The sequence below is a fragment of the Lujinxingia sediminis genome (assembly GCF_004005565.1).
GTDB classification, from domain to species: Bacteria; Myxococcota_A; Bradymonadia; order Bradymonadales; family Bradymonadaceae; genus Lujinxingia; species Lujinxingia sediminis.
The window spans coordinates 1-25,534 of record NZ_SADD01000020.1 but is presented as its reverse complement, the minus strand read 5'-3'; the positions used below and the strand labels follow the sequence as shown (position 1 = coordinate 25,534).

Genomic DNA, 25,534 nt, shown 5'->3' with positions numbered 1-25,534 from the left:
CTGATAGCGGCGCTCGCTCCGATGTTTTGACCCGTGGCGGGCTGAGAGCGACGCTCGCCAGGCCCGGAGGCGTTTGAGGAAGGGGGCAAGCGCTTCAATTGATTAAAGAATCCGAGTTTGAAGCCCCGACGCCGGCGGCGTAAGGTTGGCGCGAGCTGGCGAGCCAGGTGCCGGCGACGGAATGGAAAGGACAAGGTATGTCGAGCAGGTTTCGAAATCGGCTGGAGCGTCTGCATGGCGCGCATCAGCGGGGGCGAGAGAGTACGTCGGGGCCCAGCGGGGTGTTTGAGGCCGGCGCGCCTGGCGAGGGGGAGGTGCACCAGGTGAAGGGGGAAAGCTCCCCGGATACGGGTGGTTTCGATGATTCGGGAGAGCGCGCCGAGGGGCCTTCGGGGTCGATCGTGCGCAAAGCGTCGTCGACGAGAGCGTCGCGGGGAGTGGCGAGCGCGCGACACAGGAGTTCGGGAGGAGCTCGGCGGTCGCGTCGTCAGAGTTCGTCGGGAGGGGCGCGGCCGGCCGCATCGACACAGGGAGCGGCATCGGCTCAGAGAAAGGATCGCTACAATCAAAACACCCCGAACGAAAAAAATTGGGGGCAGTGGGGGGCGGAGAATCAGGGGGAGTTCTGGCTTCTGCGCGAGGAGGTGCCGCCGGGGGAGGTGCACGGGCGTTTTGAGGTGGGGGCGTGTCGGGAGATCGACCATCGTCTGATTTCAAAGGTCGATCCGGGCTGCCCGGGCGTGCGGCCGGAGGGGCTGCTCTATATGGACACCGAGACCAGCGGGCTGGGGCAGGGGGCGCTGGCCTTTTGTGTGGGCATCGGGTTCTGGGCTGGCGAGCGCTTTGTGGTGGAGCAGCTTCTGCTCGATGGCAGCGACGCGGCCGGGGAGCGGGCGATGCTTGCGTATTTCGCAAACATGCTGCGGGAGCGGCACCTGCTGGTGACCTTTAACGGGCGGCGTTTTGATGTGCCGCTGCTCGCGCGCCGGTACGCGCGCCACCAGCTGAGCGATCCTTTCGGGGGGCGTCAGCATCTGGATTTGTTGCCCACGGCCCGGCGGCATTTTGTGGGGCGAAAGCGCTACAAACTCTCCAGCCTGGAGGAGGATATTCTCGATTTTCACCGGGTGGATGATGTACCGGGGCGAGAGATTCCGGCGTTGTGGGAGCGCTTCGTGGCGGGGGAGGTGGTGCCGAAGATGGGGGGGATGCTGGAGCATAATCGCCACGATATCGTCTCGATGGCTGCGCTGTTGGCCGCGCAGATCGAGGCGGTGGGCGGTGTTTCGATCAGGGAGGCTTCGGCAAACGCGGCGAGGAGGCGGAGCGCTTCGGGGGCAGTGCGGGCTGGAGAGCGTGAGTCGGAGACGGGCGGGGGGGATTTTGGGCGAGCGTCGTCGGGGGGCTCAAAGGTCAGTGAAGTGGCGAGTCGGCTGGAGCGGACCTACCGGCTGAGGTCGAGTTTTTCGGAGAGTTCGGGGCGGAGCTCAGAAGGTGGCGGGCTGAGCGCTGAAAGGCCGAACGGGCGCATGAATGCTGGCGATGGTACGACCGTGGGTCGGACATCGGCGCGCCATGATGGCGCGGATCGTGCGGGCGAAGGGCGCCCGTCGTCGGCGAGGAGCGTCGATGAGGATCGGGACCCGGGGTCGGGCGAAGGGGAGGACCCGAACGTGAAGGAGAGGGTGCGCTCGTTGAGGGCGGCGGCGCGTGCGATGATCGACGCGCAGCTCTTTCATCAGGCCGCGCCCACGCTCTTTGAGCTGGTGGCGCTGGCACCCGACGATCGTTTCGGGCTGCAGATGCTCGCGCGCTATTACCGCCAGGCCGGTGAGGCGCAGCTTGCCGGAGTGATGGAGGCGCGCTTTCGGAGCGCCGGGGGTGGCTGATCGTTTTCAATGATTTTGCCAGGCGCTTTGCGTTGAGGTGCATCGGATGTGATTTTTTGTAAATGCCCTGATCTGGCGTGATTTCAGACCCTTACGCCCCTTTCTGACGTTCTTTTCGCGTTATTTCGATCATAACTACCTTCGACGGGCCCGGTTTTTGAGGCTATAACCCTCGAAATTGCCTGGAACCTCTGTCGCGCGGTGGGAGCCTTTTATGTTGCATGTTTTTCAATCGGATCGGGTCGAGGACCTGGTTGATGGTCTGGTCAAAGTGCTGGATGCGACCTCGCCGGAACATCCGGTGGAGCGGGCGTTTTTTGAGCACCGTCTGGTGGTGCCCAACGCCAACCTCAAAGAGTATCTGACCTTCCAGATCGCCGCACGCCGAGGGGTGGCGAGCAACATGCGCGTGGAGACGATGGAGACCTTTCTGGAGAGTCTCCTTCCCCTCGATGAGCAGGGTGAGCCGCGGGCGCAGATCGCCCAGTCGGTGACGATTGAGCGCCTGCTTATTGAGCTATTGAGTGACGGGTCGCTCCTCCAGTCGCCGGAGATGAAACCGGTCCTCGAGTTCTTTGAGGCCGCCGGTGATGGGGACGATGCCGAGGTGCAGCTGGAGCGCCGGCGTTTTCAGCTCAGCCGCCGGGTTGCCGCGCTCTTTCGCGAGTACGGCTTCTCGCGTCGCGACATGCTCAAGGCCTGGCGCAGCGGAGCGCTGATGGTCGACGCCGACTCGACCTACGCGGCCACCGAGCGCTGGCAGCGTCGCCTCTGGCTCGAACTTTTCAAAGCCGGCGGCAAGCTGGAGCAGGCCCGTGGTGAGGGCCCGGAGCTTGTGGCGCTGACCGATGTGGTGTCGCGTTTCGGGTATGAGGCGCTCGCGCTTCCGCCTTTTGTGCACCTGGTCGGCTTTTCGTACCTGCCGCCCTTTTTCAACGATGTGTTCGGGCCGCTCTGGGATGATGAGGCCCGCAACGCGGCCTTTTACGTGCTCTCCCCCTGCCTGGAGGAGTGGGGCACGGTGGTGCTGGCCGACGACGATCCGCTGGTGGAGCTGGGCGACGAGAGCGAGCTCTTGAGCGGCGATGAGCTTCCGCTGGCGCTGACCCTCTGGGGCGGTCCGGGACGCGATTTTCATCGGATGTTGCTGGAGCTGAGCCAGGGGGATCTGAAGACGATCGCCGAGCGTGAGGAGCGCCCCGACGACACTCTTTTGCAGCGCCTCCAACGCGTGATCCGCGACCGCGCCGATGCCCGAGAGGTGCGCGAGACGTCGCCGCCGATCGACGAGTCGCAGAGCCTGCGTTTTCTGGCGTGTCCGAGCATCCAGCGCGAGTGCGAGATCATTGCCAGTGAGATCTGGGAGCTTGTGACTCGCCGCGAGGATCTGCGTTTTAATGACATCGCGGTGGTCGTGCAGCCGGGGCAGCGCGAGCTTTATCAGACGCACCTGCGCGCGGCCTTTGAGGCGACCCACGGCATCCCTCACAACGTCATCGACATCGACGCCTCGCTCTCGTCGCCGGTGCTCGACGCGGCGCGCCAGCTCTTTGAGCTGCCGCTGGGCACCTTTAAGCGCAACGAACTTCTCAACGTGCTCGTGCACCCGGCCGTGGTGGCCAAACATCCCGGGGCGGACGCGCGCCAGTGGGTGCGCTGGTGCGATGAGCTCAACATCTTCCACGGGGCCGACCGCCGCGATCATGAGGCGACCTATATTCGTCACGACCGCTTCAACTGGCAGCAGGGCCTCGATCGTCTGGTGCTCGGGAGCTTTATGACCCAGCCCGACGCCGCAAGCCCCGAGGCGCTGGCGCTGGGCGACTCGCGCTACCTGCCGCTGGAGACGGGGCACGGGGAGGGCGACCAGGTGGCAGCGCTTGTGGCGCTGGCGCAGTCGTTGATTGTGCGCTCGCGGGAGGTGCGCGAAGAGCGGCGCCCGCTGGCGGAGTGGATGGCGCATTTTAAGGAGCTGGTTCGCGACTTTATCGGCGCGAGCGGGCGGGGGGAGGAGCGCACGCTTTTGCGCCTTCATGGCGAGTTGTCGAGCATCGCGCGGGCCGACCGCTGCCCCGAGGTGCCGGTGGGTTACCGCACGGCCTATGAGTTTGCGATGGCCGCGCTGGGCAGCCTCGAAGATCGTTATGGCAAGTACCTGGCAGACGGCGTGGTGGTCTCATCGTTTAAGCCGATGCGGCCGATTCCCTTCGAGGTCGTCTTTGTGACGGGGCTGGGGCAGGGGAGTTTCCCGGCGCCGACGCCGCCCGACTCGCTGGATCTGCGCGAGGATAAGCGGCGATTGAGCGATGTGCGCCCGCGCGACCAGGATTTTTATATGTTTCTGGAGACGCTGATGTCGACGCGCGCCGAGATGGTGCTCTCCTGGGTGGGGCGAGATGCGCAGACGGGCGATGCGCTGGAGCCGGCCTCGGTGGTGCTGGCGATGCGCGAGATGGCGGAGTCGCTGGAGGGCAGGGAGCAGGTCGCTGCGCGTTTTGTGCGCCATCCGCTGCGCCGCTACGACGCGCGGTATTTTCCAGAACTCAGCGGCGAAGGTCAGGACGATGCGGCGCTGGAGGTGTTGCCCAACCACCACCGCGAGGCCCTGGCCGAGGCGGTGGTGCGCAAGAACCGCCAGGCGCTCGACAGGGAACTTCCCACGGGCTTTCGGCCCACGATGGTGGAGCTGGCCGAGGGGGCGCGCGCAAAGGCTGGCGACGCGTATGAGGAGCTCGTAGGCCTGACCCGTTGGAGCGAGCCTGCGCAGGAGGCGGAGTCTGGCGAGCGTCGGCGCGTGGTGCTGCAGCTGCGCGAGCTCGGCAAGTTTTTGCAGTGTCCGTTGCAGGCGTCGGCCCGCACGCGGCTGCGTATCTACGATGAAGACAACGACGACCTCATCGACGCCGAAGACGAGCCCTTTGAGCCCGAGTTTCTGCAGCGGCTGATGGTGATGCGCGCCACGATCCACGACGCGCTGGTCGCCGGCGACTTAGGTGACGCGGCGCTGAAGAAACATCTTCGCCGGCGCGCGGAGCTGGAGGAGCTGCGTGGGGCGTTTCCCTCCGATCTCTATTTTGAGGCGGCGATCACCCGCTGCCTCAACGAGCTTGGCGAGTGGGCCGAGGGCGTGAAGAAGGTCACCGGCAGCGAGGCCCCGCCGGTGCGGCGCATCCGCATCGGGGCGCCCCGCACCCGCCAGGATGTTGCGGTCGGAGCGCCGGCCGAGGTCGAGGTGCACGACGTGCTGCGCCTGGTCGTCGACGACCCCAACGCCGAGGGCCAGGAGCTTGAGATCGAGCTGCATGGCGAGGTGATGGTGGTCGGGGAGGGGCAGGTTGTGATGGATTTTCATTCCAGTGGTGAAGTGAAGTCAAAACACTTTACGCATGGTGCGATTGAGCAGGTGGCGCTTGCTGCGTTGGGGTTGGGGGGAGCGGAGCCTGAAGTGGCCGCCATTATTAAAAAGGCAAAAGTATCAGCATCGAAAGCACTGGTGATTCAGGGTCAGGCCGACGCGCTGCGGTATTTGAGTCAGCTTAGTACCGAACTGATTGGCGACGTGCATGACTACTATCTGCCGGTAGAGCTGGTCGAAAAGCTCGTCGAAGCAAAAACCAAAGAGCAGCCGATCGATCTGGATACGTTTTGCGAAGCCATCGATCCTGATACGTCGAGCCGAAATAGAGTGTCGACGATGTATGGTCCGATAAAGCGCTGGAAGGACTACAAACCACCGGCGCTGGAAGACATTCATGCGATTCTGGAACGTCGCTACAAAATGATGTGGAACGCGCTGGGAGGTAAATGATGGCGACGCTCTTTTATGAAAAACCCGAAGCGATTTCGCATCTTCAACGCGGCCGTCATGAGGTGATCGAGGCCAGCGCCGGCACGGGGAAGACCTATACGATTCAGCATATCGTGGTGGACCTGCTCTTGCGCCGAAAGCTCAGCGTGCAGGATGTGCTGATCGTGACGTTTACGCGGGCGGCCACCGGCGATCTGAAGAAAAAGGTCCGCGAGACGCTGCAGGAGCTCACCCGGGCGTACGCGACGCTTGAACCTGGTGAGGTGAAGACGCTGCGGGGCGGTCAGCTCGAAGAGGGAGCGCCGGCCGACCGCACCCATGTTGGGGCGATCGACGAAGAGGGCTTTAAGCGTTTGCGTCGCGCGCTGCGCACCTTTGATCAGGCTTCGATCTACACGATTCACGGCTTCTGTCAGCGCATTCTGGTGGAGCATGCCTTTGCCAACAAGCGCCTGCTAGAGCAGGAGCACGTCGATGGTGATCGTCTGATCAACCGCGCGATCTCGGAGGTGCTGCGCGAGGATGTTCCTGGCAATCCGGAGCTCTGGAAGTGGGTTCAGACGTTTTTGGGGGCGGGGAAGCAGATCGACGATCTGCGAAAGGCGTTGCGGATTTATGTGACGACCACTGGTGAGTATCTGCCAGGTTTCAATCGGGCAATCATCGAGGAGGAGCGCGCGCGGCTGGGCCAGGTGTTTGCCCGAACTGAGCTCGACGCGCTTTATCAATGTTTGGTCGATGCAGGTACTAATAAGCGGACGTGCACAAGTGTCGCGAGGACGCATCTTCCCCATGTGCTCGCGGGTTGGGAGGCGATGGAAGGGCGTCTGGCCGATGCGTTGCTCGAAGGGATCGAGGGAGACTTTAAAAAGGCGCTCGAGTACCTGCGAAAAGGTAATGGATGTGCCGCGTTGGACGTCGATCCGGATCTGCAGCAATCCATTCTCGACTTTTATGCGTTGTCCAAATCCGTGCCGAGCACCGAGATACTGGCAGTTCAGGCCCTTGGCCCCGTCGTCAAAGATCGCGTGGAAGCCATCAAGCAGGCCGAGGGGGTCTACACCTACGACGATATGCTCACGCTGGTGCGCGACACGCTGGCGAAGGATGGCGAGGAGGGGGAGCTGCTCAAGGTGCTGCGGGGACGCTTTAAAGTGGCGCTCATCGATGAGTTTCAGGACACCGACCAGGTGCAGTGGGAGGTTTTTGAGCGCCTCTTTGTGGGCGGCCGTGATGGGTGGGCCAGGACCGAGGGTCATGAGCTTTACCTGATCGGCGACCCGAAGCAGGCGATCTACGGGTTTCGCGGCGGGGATGTGCATACCTACATCGAGGCGCGGGACATCATCCTGGAAGGGAAGCGCGAGGCGGTGCCGCTCAAGCAGAACTTCCGCAGCACGCCGCAGGTGATCGGGGCGTACAACGCCATCTTTGATCAGTCTGCCGAGCGGGCCATCGACCTGGGAGAAGGCATCGACTACGCGCATCCGGTCAGCGCCGGTAAGGGCTGGTTTGAGGCGAAGCTCGGCGAGCAAAACGCCCCGGGGGTGCGGGTGCTCAACCTGACAACCAGCGCAGATAAATTGGGGCTTCCGGCGTTGCGGAAAGGGCTCGCCAACGCCATCGCCACGCGGATCCGCGAGCTCATCGACGCGCGCGGCACCGACCGGGCCCTGCGCTATCGCGAGCAGGAGGGTGGCGATTTCAGCGGGGAGGTGGGGCCGGAGTCGATCTACGTGCTCTGCCGCAAACGCGCTCATGGCAAGTTCGTGGCCGATGCGCTGCGCGAGCAGGGCGTGCCCTTTGCGTTTTTGAAGATGGACGGCCTCTTTGAGACCCAGGAGGCCCGCGACATCTACGACCTCTTGATGGCGCTTGCCGACCCGCACGACCGCAGCGCGCGGGTGCGCGCGTGGATGACGCCCTTCTTTGAACTTCGAGTCGGGCAGCTGGATAACCCCGGGGCGATCACCGAGTCCGACGCCATTTACCGTCGCCTCACCGGCTGGGCCAGACTGGCTGAGCGTCGCGCGTACCATAAGCTCTTTCACGAGCTGATCGAGGAGAGCGGGCTCTTGCGTCGTCGTCTTCTCCTCGACGTGAGCGAGCGCGAGCTCACCAACTACCAGCACATTCTCGAGCTACTCGCCGAGGACTGCACCCGCGAACGCCTGAGCATCGACGAGTTGGCCGGGCGCCTGATGAGCTACATCGAGGGGCGCGCCAAGCCGGAGGGAGAAGACGTGGATCAGCAGCGTCTGGAAGTTGAATCCCAGGCTGTGCAGATCCTCACCGCGCACGGCAGCAAGGGGCTGCAGCGCGGCGTGGTGTTTTTGATGCCCTCGTTCTCCGAGCCCGTGGATCCAAGGCGCAAGGATTATCGCCTTCGTGTGGTCAACGAGGAAGGACGCCCCACCCAGGTGCGTTGGATGGCGTCGACCTCCGGGATGCCTGAGGGATGGGAAGATACGCTCTTTGAGCAAACCTGCGCCGAGGAGCATCGCCTTAACTACGTCGCGCTCACACGCGCCGAGCTGATGCTCTATCTGCCGTATGTGGACGAAGACTCACCCGCGTACAAACCCTTCAAAGAGAGGAACTGCAACCGCGATCCCTACTTCGACATCATCGACCGCCTCACCGCCATCAAAAACGCCGGCGGCAAGAGCGCCGAGCTGCTGGAGTGGATCAACGTCGAGCTCGACGAGACGCCCGACTCTCCAGACCCGGAGGTGGCGAAAAAGGCCATCGCCAGATTGGAGATCGAGGGGTTGGAGCATCTTCAAGAGCCGCAGAGCGACGGCGCGCTGCGCAAAGATCTGCTGGAGCGCCGCTGGGAGGTGACCTCCTTCAGTAAGCTGCGCGGCGATGGCAAAGAGGGCTACGCCAGCAACTCCGATGACTCGCCAGAGGACGCCAGAGGCGACGGGAACGACGATGAGGACGTCGAGGGCGCGAAGGTGTTTCCGGGCGGGATGGCCACCGGTAACTTCGTGCACGGGGTGCTCGAAGACCTCCCCTTCGCCCGGGTGCGCGACGTTGAGAGCGTGGAGGCCTGGCAGGCCGATGAAGAGCTGCGGGAGTTTTTTGAGGTGCGGCGCGCCCGCACCGGAGCGAGCCCGCGTACGCTGGAGCCGGCGATGCGCGCGGTCTACCACACGCTGCTGGCCAGGGTGGAGATGCCCGTCGAGGGCGTGCCCCCCATTGAGGCGCTGCACCTTCTCGACCCGGCCCAGATCAAGACCGAGCTGGAGTTCCTCTTCCCCATCCCCGAGCCTGTGACCAACGCGGAGGGCGTCAGCGAGATTCGCCGGCGTTTTGGCGATGACGTGACCGTGAGCGGCGGCTTCGTCAAAGGGTTCGTCGACCTGCTCTTCGGGCACGAGGGCAAGATCTACTTTGCGGACTGGAAGTCGAACCTTTTGAGCAATTACGACGCCGCCTCGCTGCGCGCCAACGTGTCGGCCAACTACGCCGAGCAGGCCCACCTCTACACCCTGGCGCTCTGTCGGGTGCTCGATATCACCACGGAAGCCGAGTACGACGCGCGTTTTGGCGGGCTCTTCTATTTCTACGTGCGTGGCATGCACCCTGAGCACCCGGGCCGCGGCGTGTACCGAGCGCGCCCGAGCTGGGAGCAGATCCTGGCGTTTGAGCGCAGCCTCTTCGGGCGCATCACCCGCTTCAAACGTGGGGAGTCGCCGGCCGAGGAGACGCCGAAATCCACGATAAAGACCAACGCGGCAGCCGCCTCCGAGGCCTGAGGGCCCTGGCCGGCGAGTCGTTGCGGTGATGCGTGGATGGCAGGCGCGTGCGGCCGCAGCATAGAACTTCGATGAATGTGGCCCCGATGGCGGGGCGACGATGGGTTGATGAGGGAAGCGATGACACAGCTGGATCTGTTGGGCGAGCGCGCGGGCGAGCAGGCGCAGGATGGCGCCGAAGAGCGCGAGGTGAGCGGCGCGCGCGGGGTCTTTGCGCGCGCGTTTCGTGTGGACGCGAGCCTGCTCAGCGCCCGCGACGTCTCGTCGCTGGCCGACCACCTTGATGGGCAGGGCATCTCGAAGGCGCGCTTTAATCTGGCGCTCAACCTGGTGTCGATGCAGCGCGACTTAAGCGCCAGCGAGCACCGCGCGCTCCTGATGGTCGTGCTCGCCAGCATTCTCGCGCAGTCGATGGGGAGCACGTACATGCCCCTCGATGAAGATGGCGGTGCGTATTTGAAGGCGACGCTGACGCAGCTCCTGCCCCAACCGGTGCCGGCGGGGTGGGAGATCGATGAGCTGATCGACGCTTTTCAAACGCTGCGTCGGGAGCGGCGCGCCGGGCAGATTCTCGGTCAGCCTGGCGAGTTTAAGCCGCTGATCGAGGAGGGCGGCAGGCTCTACCACCAGCGGATGCTCCTGCATGAAGAGCGCCTGGCCCATGCCATCGACCAGATGCTGCAGCGCCCCGATCAGGCGCTGGAGCCGGGGCGGGTGCGCACGGAGCTCAAAGACGTGATCGAGGTGCACCCGGCCACCTACACCGACGGCAAGAAGTTCTACCCGGTGCAGCCCGGCAAAGAGCAGCAGCTCGCCGCGCTCACCGCCCTGCACGCTCCGCTGGCGCTGATCACCGGGGGGCCGGGCACGGGTAAGACGACGATCGTCGTGACGATTCTGCGTCTGGCCGCGCGCCTGGGCCTGGAGATTGCCGACATCGCGCTGGCCGCGCCCACTGGCAAGGCGGCAAACCGTATGGCGGAGTCGATCCGCGGGCAGCTCGGCGGCGTGCTCGACCCGACCGAGCTCGACACTCGCCTGCTCACCGAGCTCCCCGCCCCCGCCACGCTGCACCGCCTGCTCGGCTACTCGCCGCGTACCGGCACTTTTCGGCATAACCGCAACCACCGCCTGAGCGCGAAGCTCGTGGTGGTGGATGAGGCCTCGATGATCGACCTCTTTATGATGGAGGCGCTCGCACAGGCCCTGGCCGACGACGCGCGCCTGGTGTTGTTGGGCGACGCCGACCAGCTGCCCTCGGTCGATACCGGCGCGGTGCTGCGCGATCTTCTCCCGGAGCTGCCCGCCACCGACGTGCCCTGGCGCGAGCTCGCCATCGAGCCGATGGCAGCCCAACCCGGAAAAGGTCGCACTGCGCGCAACGCCGTGCGCCTGACCAAAAGCCACCGTATGCGCGACGACGACCCCTTCGGCAAGGCGATCCTCGAGGTGGCTCAGGCCGTGGGCAACGGATTTGAAGGCCTGCCCGCGGGCGAGCTTCCCTCGCAGATTCAGCGTGTTGAGGATGTGAGCATGGCGAGCTGGCAGGGCGTCGAGCTCTGGACCCCGCCTTCTCGCGGCGGCGACGCCGACGAGAAACCGACGGCTGACCTCAAAGCCTTTGTGGCCGCCTGGTTCAAGACCCACATCGGCAGCGAGCGCTGCAAAAAGCTCAGCTCCCACACGTACAAGCGCCAGGCCGACGGTACGTTTGATGAGCAGGCGGCGCTCAAAGAGCTGATGGGCCACTACGCCCGCGCTCGCGTGCTCACCCTGACCCGCGTCTTTGCCACCGGCTCCGAGTCGCTCAACCGCCAGTTCCACCGCGCCTTTGGCCAGTTCCGCGGCTCCAAAAAAGCCGAAGCGCAGGGGGGGGCCGGCGACAACCAAACCCGCTACGGCCATTACGTCGGCGAGCCGGTGATGATGCTGCGCAACGACTACGGGCGCGATCTTTTCAATGGGGATCAGGGCGTCGTCGTCCGGTGCAACGACGCCGGCGGCCAGACCCAGCCCTTCGCCGTCTTCGAACGCGGCGAACGCCTGGTGGCCTACCCCCTTGGCGAGCTCCGCGACGACCTGGTGCACGCCTACGCCATGACCGTCCACAAGAGCCAGGGCTCGGAGTTCCGCCACATCGCCGTGGTGCTCCCGGCGCAGGACATGCCGCTTTTGACCCGCGAGCTCCTCTACACGGGCATCACGCGGGCGAGTAAGAGCGTGCTTCTGGTGGGGTCAGAACGCCTGCTCGGCGTGGGGGCGGAGCGCCGCGCGCGGAGGTTCTCGGGGGTGGGGGGGCGGTTGGGGGGCGACGACTGACTTCGCGTTATTCGTCGTCCAGGCCGAGCTCTTTTTTGAGGTCGGTCCACTTGACTCGCCCACCCTCTTTGCGCGCTTTAAGCGCGGCTTTGATGTCGAGCTGATCTTCGAGTGCTTCCAGCAACTCCAGGTCTTCGCACGAGATCAGCGCGGCGGAGGGCTTCCCGTTGCGGTGGAGGATCAGCCTTTCTCCGGCGTAGGAAACACGGTTGAGGCTGTCCGAGAAGTTCTGGCGCAGTTCGGTGACGGATAGCTGATTGGTCATGGGATTCTCCTGGGGGCCGGGCGCACATAATGACCAGAATGGTCAAAATGTACGTTTCTTATAATTTATGCATTTTTCAAACAATTTCCAAATCTAAAAGTTTTGCGAGCGCCGACGGCGCGTTGGGCAGATAAGCCGCTAGTAGGCGTCCTTCCGGTTGGCCACGTGAAGGACGTAGATAATCAGCTTCGCGTCTTCAATTTCGTAAATGATACGAAAATCACCCACCCGAACCCTCCAGAGAGCCTCTCTCCCTTTGAGCTTCTTTACGCCATCGGGCCTGGGGTCGTCGGCCAGGGCTTCGATCGCCGGGACGAGTCGACGCCGAATCTGGGGATCCATTTTTCTCAGCGTCTTGGCTGCCGCCGTCGAAAGTTCGATGTCGTATGCCATCCAGCTACCTCGCTTTTTTTGCTTCAACTGCTCATTGCCGACCGTTCCCGCCATGGCATAGAGCTCCAGATAGTCATTGCCAAACCAAAGGTAAACTCGCCGGAGAAAGAGGGGCTAGCGTTGTTGTCGTCTCACCGATACGCATACCCCCACCCATCCGCCACGCTGGCAAAAATCGAAAGCAGCACATCCCTCCCCCCACCACCCCCAAACCGACTCACCTCCTCAAACACCCGTGAGATCGTGACGCGCGGCGAAACCCTGGCCACAATCCGCGCACGCAACACGATCTCCGTCGCCCGATTCATCTTCGCCGGCTCATCCCCGCGCGACTCCCATTGCATCACGGCCTGGTGCGACGACACCTCACAAAACGACGCAAACGCTTTGAGCGTGAGGTCGAGTTGTTGGCGGATGAAGCGGATCTCATTGCCGGTGAGGGGTGCGGGCTTGTGGGGGAGCGCGCGCAGTACGACCTCCGAGATCTCGCTCCAGTTCACCTCGGCGACCCAGTCGTCGCGAAATCGGCGAAGCTCGACCTTTTCGATGATGAGGGGGAAACCCGGCGCGCGGGTTTCATACTGTTCGATGGCTTTTTGTCTGCATGGTCGCTCTCCGGTGCGTCGACATCGCGGGTGATTGCTGGCACAAGGGCCTGGAGGATGCGCGGTCGTCGAACGCTGACAGCCCCTCCCGACCGGCGCATTCGAATCTTAGATATGTAGCTTACTTACATGCGTCGAGAACATGGTCCGTTGCGTTCGACTCTCGGAATGCGTGTTCCGCGCTGCGCTCGTCCTCTTCAGACGCGCTTGCCTCCCCACCCCCCCGAACCCCCAAAACCGGCACCCCCATGAACATCGGCCAACACTCCATTCTCACCGTGATCTCCAAAGGCGCCGAGGGCTACGTCCTCGAAGGTGCCGGCGCGCGCGAGCGCGTCACCCTGCCCCGGCGAGAGGCCGGAGAGGAGCTTGAGATCGGGGAGCACGTGCGGGTCTTTGTGTATCTGGACTCCGACGATGAGCCCGTGGCGACGACGCGGGAGCCCAAAGCGCGCGTGGGGCAGTGTGCGTGGCTGCGGGTCAAAGAGGTCAACCGCATCGGGGCGTTTCTGGAGTGGGGGCTGCCCCGGGATCTTTTTGCGCCTTTTGCCGAGCAGGTCGGGCGGATGAAGGAGGGGCGCTCCTATGTGGTGCATCTCTACCTGGATAACACCGGGCGGATTGCGGCTTCGCAGAAGATCGACGCCTTTCTCTCGACCGAGGGCAAGAACTTTCGGGCGGGCGATGAGGTCGAGCTTTTGCTCTGGGAGCGCAGCGACCTGGGGTTCAAGGCGGTGATCGACCACACCCATCTGGGGATGCTCTTTCAGCGGCAGATGATCGGTGATCTGCGGCCCGGGCAGTCGCTGCGCGGCTATATTCTGGAGGTGCGGCCCGACGGGAAGATCAACCTGAGCCTGCAGCGCCACACCCCGGCAGCCCGCGACGCGTTGCAGACGGCGATTCTCGACCATCTCAAGGCCCACGGCGGGGTCTCCACCCTCACCGACAAGAGCTCGCCGGACGCCATCTTTAAGGCCTTCGGGGTGAGTAAGAAGAATTTTAAGAAGGCGCTGGGCGGGCTGTATCGCGAAAAGGTGATTGTGATCGGCGAGGGGGAGGTGCGTTTAGCTTGAGGGGTGCCGAGCGCCCCAGGACGACGCTGACGGCGTCGCCCTGGATACGCTCGGTGCCGAGCGCCCCAGCGCTCCGCTAGCTGCGTCGTCTGGGACTCGCGGTAGCGTTGCTACAGCTTCATCCCAGCCTCCTTGCTATCGAAGGCGCTGGATGCGCTCGGGTTGGGGGGCACACGAAGAGGCGACCGCCCGAATCGCCCCGCGGGGTGTGGCCCGTCACCAACAATGATATGATGACGCGAAACATGGATAGATGATCAACGAAACCATATTTTTGAGGGGAATCGAATGATGGTCGAGCTTGCATCGATAAGGGAAATTGTTGGCCTGGTTGGATTACGTGGCGTGGGTGGATATCGAGTTCCTCCAGATGATACCTGGTCAGTGGACTTCAGCCTCGATTGGTGGCGAGATCCGTCGGGAGAGCTTCGGAAAGAGCCACTGAAAGTGACGATAAAGGTGAAGAGCCATTCCGAGGTTCAGAGCGTTCAAAGTGTCATTCGCTCCTGCCATATTTATCGGTTTCGTGTGCGTCTTGCAGATGACGGAAGTCGGGCCGAGCTGGTGGAGCCAGAAGGAACGCCCGTGGAAGATGAGGTGCTCTTCCAACGTGCCGAAGAGCTCAAACAGCCGGTGACCGTCGAAAACGATGTCTTCGGAACCCTCACCTTCGATTCCGTGTTGGGATGGTACGAGGTGCGATACGTCTGGAATGCGAAGGACATTGTTCTTTATCTTTCTACGGAACATGAGGAAGGGTTGGAGGAGCTTTTAGACGCAGTCACCACATTCGGAGCCCGGCAAGCTCAATGGGATCGTCGGGTACGAAAGTATGCAGCATCCCAATTGCTGGAGCTTCGGAATACTGTGTGGCGACACGATGATGAAGATGTTCTCTCCGAGGATGAGTTCATGCGCTCCATGATCCCGGAAGCGATCACAATGTATCCGGGGGGGCGATTCGAAATGTCTTTTGATGATGGGGGGGGGGTCCTCGGCCATCTTATTATGGTGGGCGGGTGTCTGGATGGGGCTTTCGAGTACGCAGATATCTGTGGGTGAGGCGCGGAGATTGAGCCGGCACACGACGCGCGGGCCTGCGTCAACACCCGAAAGCTCGTCACTCCTGATGCAACCTTCCCTCGTAGTCGACGCCTGAACCGGAGCGAAAGGCACGAAACACCTGCTAGAGAGGCACATGCGCGTTCGACTCGACCCGCATCGCAAATCCCCGATCCTCCAGCCCCCATGCACTTCAACGCCTCTATTTCAATGTAAAACCGGTGCGTTATTCGCTTCGACAAGGCTCTTTCATGTTCAAAGAGCCCTGCCGAGCGCCCCAGGACGACGCTGACTGTGTCGCTGCGTCGTCGCGGTGGCGCTGCCACAGCTTCCTCCTTGCTCCTTGTCAGGCGTCGCCCTGGATACGCTCGGATCTTTTGGTTCGCGTGAACCCCCCACCGCGCACACGAATCGATCGCCATCGCGAATTTGGGCGCTTCATAACCACCCAACCACCCAACCCCAAAGCGAACCCCCCACCGCGCACACGAATCGATCGCCATCGCGAACCCCTCAAGCCCCAACCCCCCCGCACGTTTACCACGTCCCCTCACACGACTCGCCATGCTCCTCGCTCATCGAGCCATCGGGGCAGGTCGTCTGGTGCCAGAGGGCGCCTTCGACGTCGGCGCCCTCCAGGTTTGCGCCGGTGAGGTCGGCGTGGGCGAAGTTGACGTTGGGAAGGGCGGCGCCCCGCAGATCGACGTCACGCAGGATGGAGCCGGAGAAGCTGGCGTGGGGATGCGCGATGTTTTGCAGATCGGCGCCGCTGAGGTTCGTAAAGACGCTCACGCCCCCGCTGCGCTTGAGCCAGAGGCGAATCTCGTCGGCGCTCCTCTCGCGAAAGTCTCTCTCGACCGTGACCTCGCCATCGATAAAGCCGTTTTGAATGAGAAAATTCGGGGCGTAGCGGTCGATGGTATCCTCCTGAAAGCCACCGATGCGGTAGTCCACCGGGACGCCGCGTTTTAGTGCGATCAGCGTGGGCGTCGCCAGCCGAGCGCCATAGATCGACTGCAAGATCGCCGTCGAAGGGTGCCTGAACGAGACTACAAAGGTGCGGTCAATAAGCCCGTGCTCCTCGAAGACCGGCGCTGCCCAGCGGGCGAAGTTTACGGAAGGGTTACACCCGGCGCCGCCCAGGAAAATCAAAAAGACTTCGTCGCTCTCGCGCATGGCCTCAAGGGCCTCTTCGGTGAGCATCTGCGCGCCTACGACGCCCGGGGAGGCCAGGGCCTCTTCGTCGGTGAGGGGCGGGGTTTTGGGGTTGAGTCTGGCGAGCAGGGCTTCCGGGGCGTCGACGTAGGTGGGGGGCTCGGGGCTCACGAGCTCGGTGAAGGGTTGAAATTCGTCGGGGTGCCAGAGGTGACGGGTGGCCTGGCAGAGCTCGGCGGCGGAGGTGTCTTCGACAGACATAAGCTCAAACGCGTTTTCAAGATGTTCACGCCAGGACGGTGATGCTTCGGCGATGAAAGGTTCAAATTTATAGACATGGCGCTCGATGCCGGAAAGCATGGATGCGTCGTTGCTCTCACGCATCTTATCTTGCACCTCTTGCGGGATGCCTTCGGGGTAAAGCGCGAGCGGAAAAACACAATGAAAACTCAGAGATGCCTGGGTTTTTCGGTAAAGATGCCAGCCAAAAACTTCGTGATCGCCTTGGGATGCGACAAAGAAATCTTCGGCGTCGGCGATCAATCGCCGCAGGCCGGGGCCCTTTTCATCCCTAAAGATAGCGTGGCTCTCCTCCTCCAGCGGGGACTCGCCGGGGGCGAGCACGCGAAGGTAGTCGACAAGCGCGTCTTCAAAGGCCTGGCGTTCCTCAGCGAGCGCGAGGGTGGGTGGCTCGGCCGGCGGCAACACCTTGTCCTGGTCGGTGCTGGACGGCGCGGGGGTGGCGCAAGCGATGGTGGTGGCGAGTGTGGTGAGGAGGATTTTTGAGTTCTTCATAGGATGATGGGGTATGAGGGTTAAGTGTTTAAAATGATAGAAGGTTTCAGTCGTGTTTGGCAAAACCTTAAAAAGGTGTTTCGCGGGGAAGAGGGCGGTGGAGGACGAAGCATAGCGCTGGTTCTTCAGGCGTACAAACACCCACCCCGGTCGTGGCGAGGGATTCGTCGAGTTACCCCCTTTTCGGATCCGCGATGCTGACTTATATACAACCCCTCATTACTACGCCGTGAGCAGAAGTTGACGTCGATGGGTGCGAAGCGGAGAGCTTCTCGGGCAAGGCGCGACATGCAGGCGATGCTTTAGCCTCGTCGAGGCTTTGCAACGCTGCCCGAGGTGCTTTCAACGCAGCAGACGTGGCGTCAACGATAGCTCACGGCGCAATAAACCTATGTTGCAGACGGGGACGTCTATGAGTTTTGCATCAAGCAGCGCGTCGGGAGACCTTCTGGAGCCTTATGCCGTGCCCAACGCCCTGGTGGAGCTTGTGCGTTCGGCGGAGAGCTGGCTGGTGATCGTCTCGCCATATTTCGACCCCTGGCGTCACCTGCGCGACGCCCTGGTGGATGCGCGGGAGGCCGGGGTCAAAATCAAGTTTCTGATCCGCGAGGATCAGATGCGGGAGAAGCAGGTCATCCGCCATTTTCGGGATCTGGAGCTCAAGCCCCTGGCGCTGAAAAGGCTGCACGCCAAGATCTACATCAGCGATAAAAAGGCGCTCCTCACCTCGATGAACCTCTACGCGGGCAGCCGCGAGAGCGTGGAGTTCGGGCTCTGCATCGACCGCCAGAGGCACGCGGAGCTCTACGAAGCGGTCTTTCGCCAGGCGTATAGCCTCCTTAAAAAGTCGGAGCTTGTGGAGCTTCCTTCGCCGAAGCCACGGGGTGCGCCAGTGCAGAAGGCCGCGCCAGTGCAAAAGGCCGCGCCAGTGCAGAAGGCTGCGTCAGTGCAGAAGGCTGCGCCAGTGCAGAAGGCCGCGCAGGCAAAGACGTGGACACCCCCGGCGAAGGCTGTGGCGAGTATCAGCGCGCCGGCACAAAGCGCGGCGAAGGGGGCGGCGTCATGTACTGAGGTGGATGAAGAGGCGTTGAAACGTCTCTCCAAAACCCAGGCTGAGAGTTATCGGCTTTGGTGCGAAAAACACTCCGTTCACAGGGTCGCGAAAGAGCGTCAGTGCACCGAAAGCACCATCCGTTATCACCTGGCCGCCGCCATCGAGGTGGGCCTGATTCCCGTCGAGCACGTTGTTACGGAGAAGCAACGCAACATCATCGCGGAGGCCATAGGCAGGGTCGGCCCGAACGCCGGGCAGGGCGCGATCGTCAAAACGAGTCAGGGGCCGGTGTGTTACGGGGAAGTCGCCTGTGTATTGGCTGCAATGAAGTTACTACGATGCCGAGCGCCCCAGGTGCCGAGCGCCCCAGGACGACGCTGACTGTGTCGCTGCGTCGTCGCGGTGGCGCTGCCACAGCTTCCTCCTTGCTCCTTGTCAGCCCCGCCCTGGATGCACTCGGGTTTTTTAGTGTGCGGGAACCCCCCACCGCCCACACGAATCGCCCGCCATCGCAAACCCCTCAAGCCCCCCCGGCGTGCGTTATTCGTTATGTATGTTCAACACATCAAAGCCCCCCGGCGTAAGATCGCCTTCTGAGACAAGCGCCCCGATGCCGTCGCCTCGTTTGATGGCCTCCAGGTATTCGGGGCGCGGTTTCACCCAGAGCTTCAGGGTGATGAAGTCGGTCAGGTGCACCGCCTCGTCACTTGTGACTGCCAGATACATCTTGACCAGGCCGCGTTCCTCGTCAAAGGGGCCCAGGACGTAGGGGCCTTGCGCCAGTTCGACCTTCTTGTAGTCGACTCTTTCGTTGAACATGGTGCTGAGCTCCTCCGGGGAGTCGGAGGCTTCAAAGCGGGCCACCCACTCTCGGACCTCTTGCAGACGCTCATCGGTCTCGTCTCCTCTGGCGTGCCGCTCCTCGATACCCTGCACATACGAGGTGATCTGCTCGTCGACCCAGGGGTCTTTTTTAAAAGCCTCGATCACCGACGCCATCTCCACCAGCGCGTCGACCGGCGCCTCCTCACCACTTCGCAGGTCGTAGCTCTTCCAGTATCTGAAGACGGTGGTGCGGGAGTCGGTGGACTCCCACGCGTGAGAGACCGTCAGAATGGGCCCCACCCATGAGACCAACGCAACGGAGTCGCCATTGTTCGATCGGAATCCGCTGCAATACGAGTCCCTGCGATCGATCAAGACATGGTCGTTCGTTACGACGCGATAGGGCTCGAGCTTCACCTCGAAGCCTTCCCAACGCCACACTTGTGGCGCGAGCACGTCCGCTGCCAGCTCCATGGCCTGGCGGCACTCGACGTAAAATTGGGTAGACGTCTGGTCGAGTGTGAGGTTCACGCGCACATGGCGATCTTCGTCGTCGGGGTCCGGGACGCCATCGCGATTGAGCTGCCAGTAATCCTGGTAGGTTTCAAACTTCCCTTGCTCCTGCTTGAAACGCTCCATTCCGGCGCGCAGGGGGATCAGGGAGGCTGCTGCGTAGGCCTCGGTCCAGAGCATGCGCACCGTGTGCTCTACGGCTTCGTCCACCTTGGAGTAGCACTTGCGCCTTTCGCCATAGAACTCGCTGTACATGTCGTTGACGTCGCCCGGGACTTCCGCCGACAGAAAGCAGCGTCCGTGGTCGCGGCAGTCCTGCGAGGCCTCGCAGAGCTCCTGGGATTGGGCATCACATCCCCCCCGCTCGGTGTAGGAGCAATCCCCATAGATCCGGCAGCTATCACTTCGCAGACAGCTGGCATCTCTGTCGATGGTGCAATAATCGCGACCCTCTTGCAGGTCGCAACGCCCACTTTGCTGGCAGTTCTGACTCTGCAGGCAATGCTCGTCCCGGGTGGGTACGCAGCTCCCCGAGCTGCCGAGCGCGCAGTTGCCTTTGAGCGCGCAGTTCGCGCTGCGGGCGCATCCGGCGTTCGAGGCCTGGCATAAGGCAGTGTCGCCGCAAGAGAGCACCCCGGGCGAGGCGGCGCGCGAGAGCAGCAGGGCGGGCATCAGCTCCTTGAGCCAGGAGCCGTCATTGGGCGGGACGGCCTCGCAGATTCCTTCGCTCCGGCATTCTTCTGAGCGCGCACAGCCCTGCGAGATGCTGGACTGCACGTAGGTGGAGCGCATCAAAAACTGGCGCAAGGACTCGCAGGTGCAGCCCTCAACCCCCCGGCGGTCAGCGCAATGGTGGCGAAGTCCCTCGGCGGCCAGGTCCTGGTCGGGTGAGAGGTGAATGGCTGCGGAATACATCTCCCGGGCCATATGGATCAGCTTGAACTCATCGCAGCTTCCGGCTTCAAAGACGTCGGACATATCCGGCAGGGGCCGGGCGGCCTGGCCGGGGTCGGCGGCCTGCTCGGCCCCTGCGTCTTCTGGTGAGGTGCCCGTTGCCGGCGTGGGCTCCGAAGCCTTTGCGGCGGGCGGCGCCGATTGACATCCCAGGTTCTGCATCATCATCAGCGCCACGCCACTCAACACCAGAGTTGTAGCGACGATATCACGTTTAAAATCCATGAGTTACATCCTTAAAATCATAGAGGTCAGGGGGTTAGTCTTTGAGGAGCGCGGGCTTAAATCTCGGGGAGCTAAAGGGTGGTTTCTTGTTATAGGCCGTCGACAACCAACCGACCAGACCGAACCCCCGACGCCTCAACGCCCAACCCCTACTCACTCTCCTCGTGTGGCCCCCCTCCGACACCATGGCCCTCCGCCATCGTCTTTTGAATCGAGGCCTGCGTATCTTCCAGAGGCGACTGGCTGACGGTGAAGAGGCGTTGGTGCACCTGGTCAAGGTCGACGATCAGCAGCAGCACGGCGGAAAACGCCATCACCAGGGCCACGCTGGCGAGCATATTGCGGGTGCCGGCCAGCCCGAAATTCAGCCCCATCACCACCATCGATAAGAGCGCCACCAGATAGAGCGTCCAGATAAGGCTGGGCGGGATGCGATAATGAATCGCGACGGTCACGCGCTCCTCGTGGCGGTCAATCACGTCATTGAGCGAGTCGATATAGAGCCCCACCGGCACCGAACGCGGGTGGGCCGCCGCGGCGATCGTTGCCTGCTCCCATAACGCGCTCTGAAGCTCGACGGAGTCGTGAATGGCCGCATCCACATCGGCCGTTTCCAGCGGACGAAGGCGCGTATCAACGTATGCGGCGAGCAATGTTTTGGAGGTATCGCCCTGGGCCTGGGGCAGAAAGTTGGTGCGCAGAAAGGTCGTGCCGATGTCGTTGGCCTCCTGGAGCACCAGCGCCTTGCGCTCGGCGAAGCGGTCGGCCGCGATGCCGAAGCTGATGGCCAGCAAGAAGCCCAGCAGCGCTAATAAGGCGGCGAGGATGGTCCCGGTCTGGGATTTCTGCTCGGGGTCGGTGTGCTCGCGTCGCCAACGCCCGACCCAGTAGCCGCCCTCCACCATGAGCAAAAAGAAGACGATCGTCCCGGCAAAGAAGAACCACCAATGCGTCTCGCTGGACAGGATTCTGTCGATCATCGCCGCCTCCCCTTAGTACGCCGCACGGCCGGTGGCGCCGAATTCGCGCCCTGGAGCTCGTGCGATCAGGTCGGCGTAAAGTCCCCGGGGCGGTCGGGCGGCGAGGTATCGAGCGTGCGCTGGCCACCGTGAAGCGCGCGGTTCATCTGCCAGGCCAGCCCCAGGAACACCACGCCGGCAAGAAGCGCATACCCCCCGACGATCCAGAAGAGCATACGAAGCCCCACCGCGGGCCAGACGACGAGGGCGATTCCGAAGAAGAAGGTCAACACGCCACTCAGCCCCAGGAGCCAGCTGCCCTGAAAGGTCTCGCGCAATTCCAGATAGGCGACCACCTCCAGCGCCCCGCGGATCATCGCCCAGATGGCCAGGATCAGCATCAGAACTCCGAGCGTCATCTGAGGCCAGACGTAGGTGATCACAGCCGCGCCGATCCCGGCCACCCCGACCCCTACCAGGGGCCAGGCCTTGCCCCGGGCGGTCCGCCCGCCGCTGATCGCGTAGACCAGCGCGATGATCCCATCGACCAATAAAAGGGTCGCCAGGAGAATCACCAGCACGGCCAGGGTGGGGCCCGGCAAGACCAGGAGTAGCAACCCGAGCAGCAGGGCGCTTACGCCGCGTGCCAGCATCCAACCCCAGTTCTCGTACGCAACGCGCTCCTGAATCGTCGTGGCCATGGCATCTCTCCCGCTGCAGCTGAGTCGGCACCTGCCGGCATGACTGCCAGCGACGTGCACAGAGTGATATTTTTTGGAAAATAGGAACGATTTCAACACTTTCCATCGTTTCGAGCGCCTGCCGAGCGCACCAGGACGACGCTGACTGCGTCGTCTGGGATTCGCGGTAGCGTTGCTACAGCTTCATCCCAGCCTCCTTGTCAGCCCCGCCCTGGATGCGCTCGGTGCCGAGCGCCCCAGGACGACGCTGGCTGCGTCGTCTGGGATTCGCGGTAGCGTTGCTACAGCTTCATCCCAGCCTCCTTGTCAGCCCCGCCCTGGATGCGCTCGGGTTTTTTATTGTGCGGGAACCCTCCAACGCGCACACGAATCGCCCGACGTCGTGAACCCGGGCGCCCCCCACCACCCAACCACAGAGCGTGAACCCTCCAACGCGCACACGAATCGACCAGCATCGCGAACCCCCGGCGCCCCCCAACCACCCAACCACCCAACCCCAAAGCGAACCCCCCACCCCCCACACGAATCGCCCCACATCGCGAACCCCCGGCGCCCCATAACCACTCAACCTTAGTGGTGGAATGACCACGCACCTGCCCTATGTTTGATTAACGCGCTCTAACGCGTTAGCCTTCGTTAAAAGCGTTTCGGATCCCGCCACCAGGAGGCAGCCATGGCCGACCACAACCCGCAACGTCTCGACGCTATCTCCGACGCGCTCTTGCGCTCCCGGGGGATTGACCTCTCCTCGGAAGAGCTGCTGCGGCGAAAGGGCATTGATATGTCGGTCGCGGAGATTTTTGAGCTGGTGTTGCGCCAGGTCGCGGAGTTACCGGATGTCAGCGAGCGCGATGCGTTTGAGATGCCGGACCGGGAGACTCGCACACGACTTCGCGCGTTGGGCATCACCTTCGAGCCTTTTGAGGGGGAGGATGATCCGGTCGCGAGCTCGATCGCGGCGTACAGCGACGTGTTGGCGGCCAGTCTCACGACAACCGAGGCGGCCCACATCATCGGAGTCAACGCCAGCCGGGTGCGCCAGCTCCTGACCGCCTCGCCGGCTCGCCTCTACGGAATTAAGTCCGATGCGCGCGCGTCCTGGCGGATTCCCCGCTTTCAATTTGATGCCGGCGGTGTGATTCGAGGCCTGGACCAGGTGCTCGAGGTGCTCGATCCCACGTTGCATCCCATGGAGGTGATCACATGGTTTGAGTCGCCTTGCCCGGATCTGGTGGTAGGTGAGGACGTGCCGGTGTCGCCGATTCAATGGCTGCGTGCGGGGAACGCGATTGATGAGGTGGTGGCGATCGCCCGACATCTGTCCTGAAAAGGGGGAGCTTTGCCAAAACTTCCACGTACGCCGCCCTCGGTGGAGGCGCTGCGCGAGATAGGTCCCGATATCTACGCGTTTTCAGGTGGGGAGAGTCTGCTGCGCATCTACTCGCGGGGAGGCGACTATCCCTGTGAGTGGGGTAGTTTTCGCCGCTTCGGCCCCGTGAATGCGCGCTTTGATCATCATCCAGCGCCGGCGCAACTCCATCGGGAGCATGGGATCTACTACGCGGCTCTGGAACTCACGACCTGCCTGGCCGAGACCTTTCAGGACACGCGCATCATCTCGCTGAGCCGCCGGTCACCGTGGCTCGTTATGTTTGCGCCCACGCGTACGCTCAACCTTCTCGACCTCACCGGAAGTTGGCCCACACGCGTAGGTGCCTCGATGAAGATCAACACGGGGCCTCGTTCGATCACGCGCGCGTGGTCGCGGCACTTCTATATGGCGTTTCCCGAGGTGGACGGCCTTTATTACGCCTCGTCGATGCACGCCCATCGCCCCTGTGTGGCGCTTTATGAGAGGGCGATGGCTTCGATGCCCGTGGCGCCGCAATTTAGGTGCGCTCTCCATGACCCTGTGCTTCTCGGAGATGTGAAACGAAGCGCGGCGGCGATTGGATATAAAGTCATCCCCTGATCCTTGCCCAGCCCCGCCCTGGATGCGTTCGGATCTTTGGGTTCGCGTGAACCCCCACCCCCCACACGAATCGCCCCACATCGCGAACCCCCCGCGCTTCACAACCTGCGATCACCAACCTGCCTTTACCACGACGTGGTAAGTGTCTGTTGCGTAGCTTCGCGCGGGGGCGTATCTTTACCACGGCAAGGTAAAGGATGTCTTCGACACGTTGCGGATACCTGACCACGAGGAACCATGGCCATCCAGTCCTTTGGCGACAGCACCACCGAAGCGTTCTTCTTTTCCGGCCGGTTGCCGTCCAAGGGCTGCGGCTGGAAGCGACAGAGCAGGGTGGTTGCGCGCAAGCTCGATATGCTGGAGGCCGCGACTGACGTGACGGATTTGCGCATCCCACCGAGCAATCGGCTGGAGAAGCTCAGCGGCGACCGAAAAGCGTGGCATAGCATTCGAATCAACGCTCAGTGGCGCATCGTATTTGTCTGGACCGAAGAGGGCCCGGCTCAGGTTCAGGTCGTCGACTACCATTGACCGTCAACCCCCCACACCGGCCCGCGTTTCAAGCCTGGAGGCACCCATGTTAGAGCGCTCCCTAACCCGCGTCCGCACCCGCAAACCCACCACCCCCGGCGAAGTCCTGCTGGAGGAGTTCCTCAAACCGGCCGGGATCTCGCAGAGCGCGTTTGCCCGCCACCTGGGCTGCGACGTGAAGACGATCAACCGCCTGGTGCGCGGGCATACCTCGCTGGACGTGGGGATGGCGCGGCGCATCGCGGCGGCGGTGAACACGTCGGCGCAGTTCTGGATCAACCTCCAGCAGGCCGTGGATCTCTTCGAGGCCGAGCATTGCGGCGAGGAGCTGCCCGAGGTGTTGGACGCATTTAAAAGGTAAGCCGAGCGCCCCAGCCGCCGAGCGCATCCAGGACGACGCTGACTGCGTCGATAGGGATTCGCGGTAGCGCTGCTACAGCTTCATCCCTATCTCCTTGTCAGCCCCGCCCTGGATGCGCTCGGATCTTTTAGTTCGCGTAAACCCCCCACCCCCCACACGAATCGCCCGCCATCGCGAACCCCCGGCGTCCCACAACCACCCAACCACCCAACCACCCAACCACAGAGCGTGAACCCCCCACCCCCCACACGAATCGCCCGCCATCGCGAACCCCCGGCGCCCCACAACCACCCAACCACCCAACCACC

The 25,534-nt window shown here is 62.9% G+C and carries 18 protein-coding genes; 11 read left to right on the top strand and 7 right to left on the bottom strand.

What is annotated here, in order from left to right:
• Positions 1–197 precede the first annotated feature (197 nt).
• The 4 genes from EA187_RS19565 to recD all read left to right on the top strand — a co-directional run bounded on the left by EA187_RS19565 (position 198) and on the right by recD (position 11,780).
• Positions 198–1,889 carry a ribonuclease H-like domain-containing protein gene (locus tag EA187_RS19565; protein WP_127781392.1) on the top strand — a complete coding sequence of 564 codons (1,692 nt, stop codon included), beginning with the start codon at positions 198–200 and terminating at the stop codon, positions 1,887–1,889.
• Between the two features lie 214 nt (positions 1,890–2,103).
• On the top strand, positions 2,104–5,697 hold the full coding sequence (locus tag EA187_RS19560) for an exodeoxyribonuclease V subunit gamma (RefSeq protein ID WP_127781391.1): 3,594 nt from the start codon (positions 2,104–2,106) through the stop codon (positions 5,695–5,697).
• Complete coding sequence (locus EA187_RS19555; RefSeq protein WP_164856417.1) at positions 5,697–9,461, top strand: UvrD-helicase domain-containing protein; 3,765 nt, start codon at positions 5,697–5,699, stop codon at positions 9,459–9,461. The genes EA187_RS19560 and EA187_RS19555 overlap by 1 nt, the downstream gene beginning before the upstream one ends.
• A gap of 120 nt (positions 9,462–9,581) precedes the next feature.
• Positions 9,582–11,780, top strand: coding sequence for an exodeoxyribonuclease V subunit alpha (recD, locus tag EA187_RS19550; protein WP_164856416.1), 2,199 nt, complete (start codon positions 9,582–9,584; stop codon positions 11,778–11,780).
• A gap of 7 nt (positions 11,781–11,787) precedes the next feature.
• Here the strand turns inward: recD and EA187_RS19545 are convergent, their stop codons facing one another.
• From EA187_RS19545 to EA187_RS19535, 3 genes are all read right to left on the bottom strand, one after another.
• Complete coding sequence (locus EA187_RS19545; protein WP_127781388.1) at positions 11,788–12,045, bottom strand: type II toxin-antitoxin system Phd/YefM family antitoxin; 258 nt, start codon at positions 12,043–12,045, stop codon at positions 11,788–11,790.
• A gap of 138 nt (positions 12,046–12,183) precedes the next feature.
• The gene (locus EA187_RS19540; protein WP_127781387.1) at positions 12,184–12,438 is read right to left on the bottom strand and encodes a type II toxin-antitoxin system RelE family toxin; all 255 of its coding nucleotides are present in this window, start codon (positions 12,436–12,438) and stop codon (positions 12,184–12,186) included.
• 131 nt (positions 12,439–12,569) lie between these two features.
• A complete protein-coding gene (locus tag EA187_RS19535) occupies positions 12,570–12,938 on the bottom strand; it encodes a helix-turn-helix domain-containing protein (RefSeq protein WP_127781386.1) in 369 nt (122 codons plus the stop codon).
• Between the two features lie 353 nt (positions 12,939–13,291).
• Between EA187_RS19535 and EA187_RS19530 the strand changes: the two genes are divergently transcribed.
• Entirely contained in the window at positions 13,292–14,119 is an 828-nt protein-coding gene (locus EA187_RS19530) for a CvfB family protein (protein WP_164856415.1), read from the top strand.
• 288 nt (positions 14,120–14,407) lie between these two features.
• Positions 14,408–15,181, top strand: coding sequence for a DUF2262 domain-containing protein (locus EA187_RS19525; protein WP_127781384.1), 774 nt, complete (start codon positions 14,408–14,410; stop codon positions 15,179–15,181).
• 537 nt (positions 15,182–15,718) lie between these two features.
• On the opposite strand, the gene EA187_RS19520 is transcribed toward EA187_RS19525, so the two are convergent.
• Positions 15,719–17,131 carry a pentapeptide repeat-containing protein gene (locus EA187_RS19520; RefSeq protein WP_127781383.1) on the bottom strand — a complete coding sequence of 471 codons (1,413 nt, stop codon included), beginning with the start codon at positions 17,129–17,131 and terminating at the stop codon, positions 15,719–15,721.
• A 412-nt stretch (positions 17,132–17,543) separates the two neighbouring features.
• Here EA187_RS19520 and EA187_RS19515 point away from each other — a divergent pair, with 412 nt between their 5' ends.
• Positions 17,544–18,566 carry a helix-turn-helix domain-containing protein gene (locus EA187_RS19515; RefSeq protein WP_164856414.1) on the top strand — a complete coding sequence of 341 codons (1,023 nt, stop codon included), beginning with the start codon at positions 17,544–17,546 and terminating at the stop codon, positions 18,564–18,566.
• Between the two features lie 159 nt (positions 18,567–18,725).
• Here the strand turns inward: EA187_RS19515 and EA187_RS19510 are convergent, their stop codons facing one another.
• From EA187_RS19510 to EA187_RS19500, 3 genes are all read right to left on the bottom strand, one after another.
• Entirely contained in the window at positions 18,726–20,702 is a 1,977-nt protein-coding gene (locus EA187_RS19510; RefSeq protein ID WP_115608344.1) for a hypothetical protein, read from the bottom strand.
• 149 nt (positions 20,703–20,851) lie between these two features.
• The gene (locus tag EA187_RS19505; protein ID WP_127781381.1) at positions 20,852–21,682 is read right to left on the bottom strand and encodes a bestrophin-like domain; all 831 of its coding nucleotides are present in this window, start codon (positions 21,680–21,682) and stop codon (positions 20,852–20,854) included.
• 65 nt (positions 21,683–21,747) lie between these two features.
• Positions 21,748–22,362: an HdeD family acid-resistance protein gene (locus EA187_RS19500; RefSeq protein WP_115608341.1), complete on the bottom strand. Its 615-nt coding sequence runs from the start codon at positions 22,360–22,362 to the stop codon at positions 21,748–21,750.
• 673 nt (positions 22,363–23,035) lie between these two features.
• On the opposite strand from EA187_RS19500, the gene EA187_RS19490 reads away from it, so the two are divergent.
• The 4 genes from EA187_RS19490 (at position 23,036) to EA187_RS19475 (ending at position 25,226) form a co-directional block, all read left to right on the top strand.
• A complete protein-coding gene (locus tag EA187_RS19490) occupies positions 23,036–23,689 on the top strand; it encodes a hypothetical protein (protein WP_115608339.1) in 654 nt (217 codons plus the stop codon).
• A 12-nt stretch (positions 23,690–23,701) separates the two neighbouring features.
• Positions 23,702–24,334 carry an RES family NAD+ phosphorylase gene (locus tag EA187_RS19485; protein WP_127781380.1) on the top strand — a complete coding sequence of 211 codons (633 nt, stop codon included), beginning with the start codon at positions 23,702–23,704 and terminating at the stop codon, positions 24,332–24,334.
• A 237-nt stretch (positions 24,335–24,571) separates the two neighbouring features.
• Positions 24,572–24,865: a type II toxin-antitoxin system RelE/ParE family toxin gene (locus tag EA187_RS19480; RefSeq protein WP_111730622.1), complete on the top strand. Its 294-nt coding sequence runs from the start codon at positions 24,572–24,574 to the stop codon at positions 24,863–24,865.
• Between the two features lie 46 nt (positions 24,866–24,911).
• Positions 24,912–25,226 (top strand): HigA family addiction module antitoxin, encoded by a 315-nt coding sequence (locus tag EA187_RS19475; protein ID WP_127781379.1) that lies wholly within the window; start codon positions 24,912–24,914, stop codon positions 25,224–25,226.
• The last annotated feature ends 308 nt before the right edge of the window (positions 25,227–25,534 follow it).

Excerpts from the sequence above, each read along its gene's own strand:
- EA187_RS19565 (WP_127781392.1), top strand. The coding sequence starts at position 198 with ATGTCGAGCAGGTTTCGAAATCGGCTGGAGCGTCTGCATGGCGCGCAT.
- EA187_RS19560 (WP_127781391.1), top strand. The coding sequence starts at position 2,104 with ATGTTGCATGTTTTTCAATCGGATCGGGTCGAGGACCTGGTTGATGGT.
- EA187_RS19555 (WP_164856417.1), top strand. The coding sequence starts at position 5,697 with ATGGCGACGCTCTTTTATGAAAAACCCGAAGCGATTTCGCATCTTCAA.
- recD (WP_164856416.1), top strand. The coding sequence starts at position 9,582 with ATGACACAGCTGGATCTGTTGGGCGAGCGCGCGGGCGAGCAGGCGCAG.
- EA187_RS19545 (WP_127781388.1), bottom strand. The coding sequence starts at position 12,045 with ATGACCAATCAGCTATCCGTCACCGAACTGCGCCAGAACTTCTCGGAC.
- EA187_RS19540 (WP_127781387.1), bottom strand. The coding sequence starts at position 12,438 with ATGGCATACGACATCGAACTTTCGACGGCGGCAGCCAAGACGCTGAGA.
- EA187_RS19530 (WP_164856415.1), top strand. The coding sequence starts at position 13,292 with ATGAACATCGGCCAACACTCCATTCTCACCGTGATCTCCAAAGGCGCC.
- EA187_RS19525 (WP_127781384.1), top strand. The coding sequence starts at position 14,408 with ATGATGGTCGAGCTTGCATCGATAAGGGAAATTGTTGGCCTGGTTGGA.
- EA187_RS19520 (WP_127781383.1), bottom strand. The coding sequence starts at position 17,131 with ATGAAGAACTCAAAAATCCTCCTCACCACACTCGCCACCACCATCGCT.
- EA187_RS19515 (WP_164856414.1), top strand. The coding sequence starts at position 17,544 with ATGAGTTTTGCATCAAGCAGCGCGTCGGGAGACCTTCTGGAGCCTTAT.
- EA187_RS19510 (WP_115608344.1), bottom strand. The coding sequence starts at position 20,702 with ATGGATTTTAAACGTGATATCGTCGCTACAACTCTGGTGTTGAGTGGC.
- EA187_RS19505 (WP_127781381.1), bottom strand. The coding sequence starts at position 21,682 with ATGATCGACAGAATCCTGTCCAGCGAGACGCATTGGTGGTTCTTCTTT.
- EA187_RS19500 (WP_115608341.1), bottom strand. The coding sequence starts at position 22,362 with ATGGCCACGACGATTCAGGAGCGCGTTGCGTACGAGAACTGGGGTTGG.
- EA187_RS19490 (WP_115608339.1), top strand. The coding sequence starts at position 23,036 with ATGGCCGACCACAACCCGCAACGTCTCGACGCTATCTCCGACGCGCTC.
- EA187_RS19480 (WP_111730622.1), top strand. The coding sequence starts at position 24,572 with ATGGCCATCCAGTCCTTTGGCGACAGCACCACCGAAGCGTTCTTCTTT.
- EA187_RS19475 (WP_127781379.1), top strand. The coding sequence starts at position 24,912 with ATGTTAGAGCGCTCCCTAACCCGCGTCCGCACCCGCAAACCCACCACC.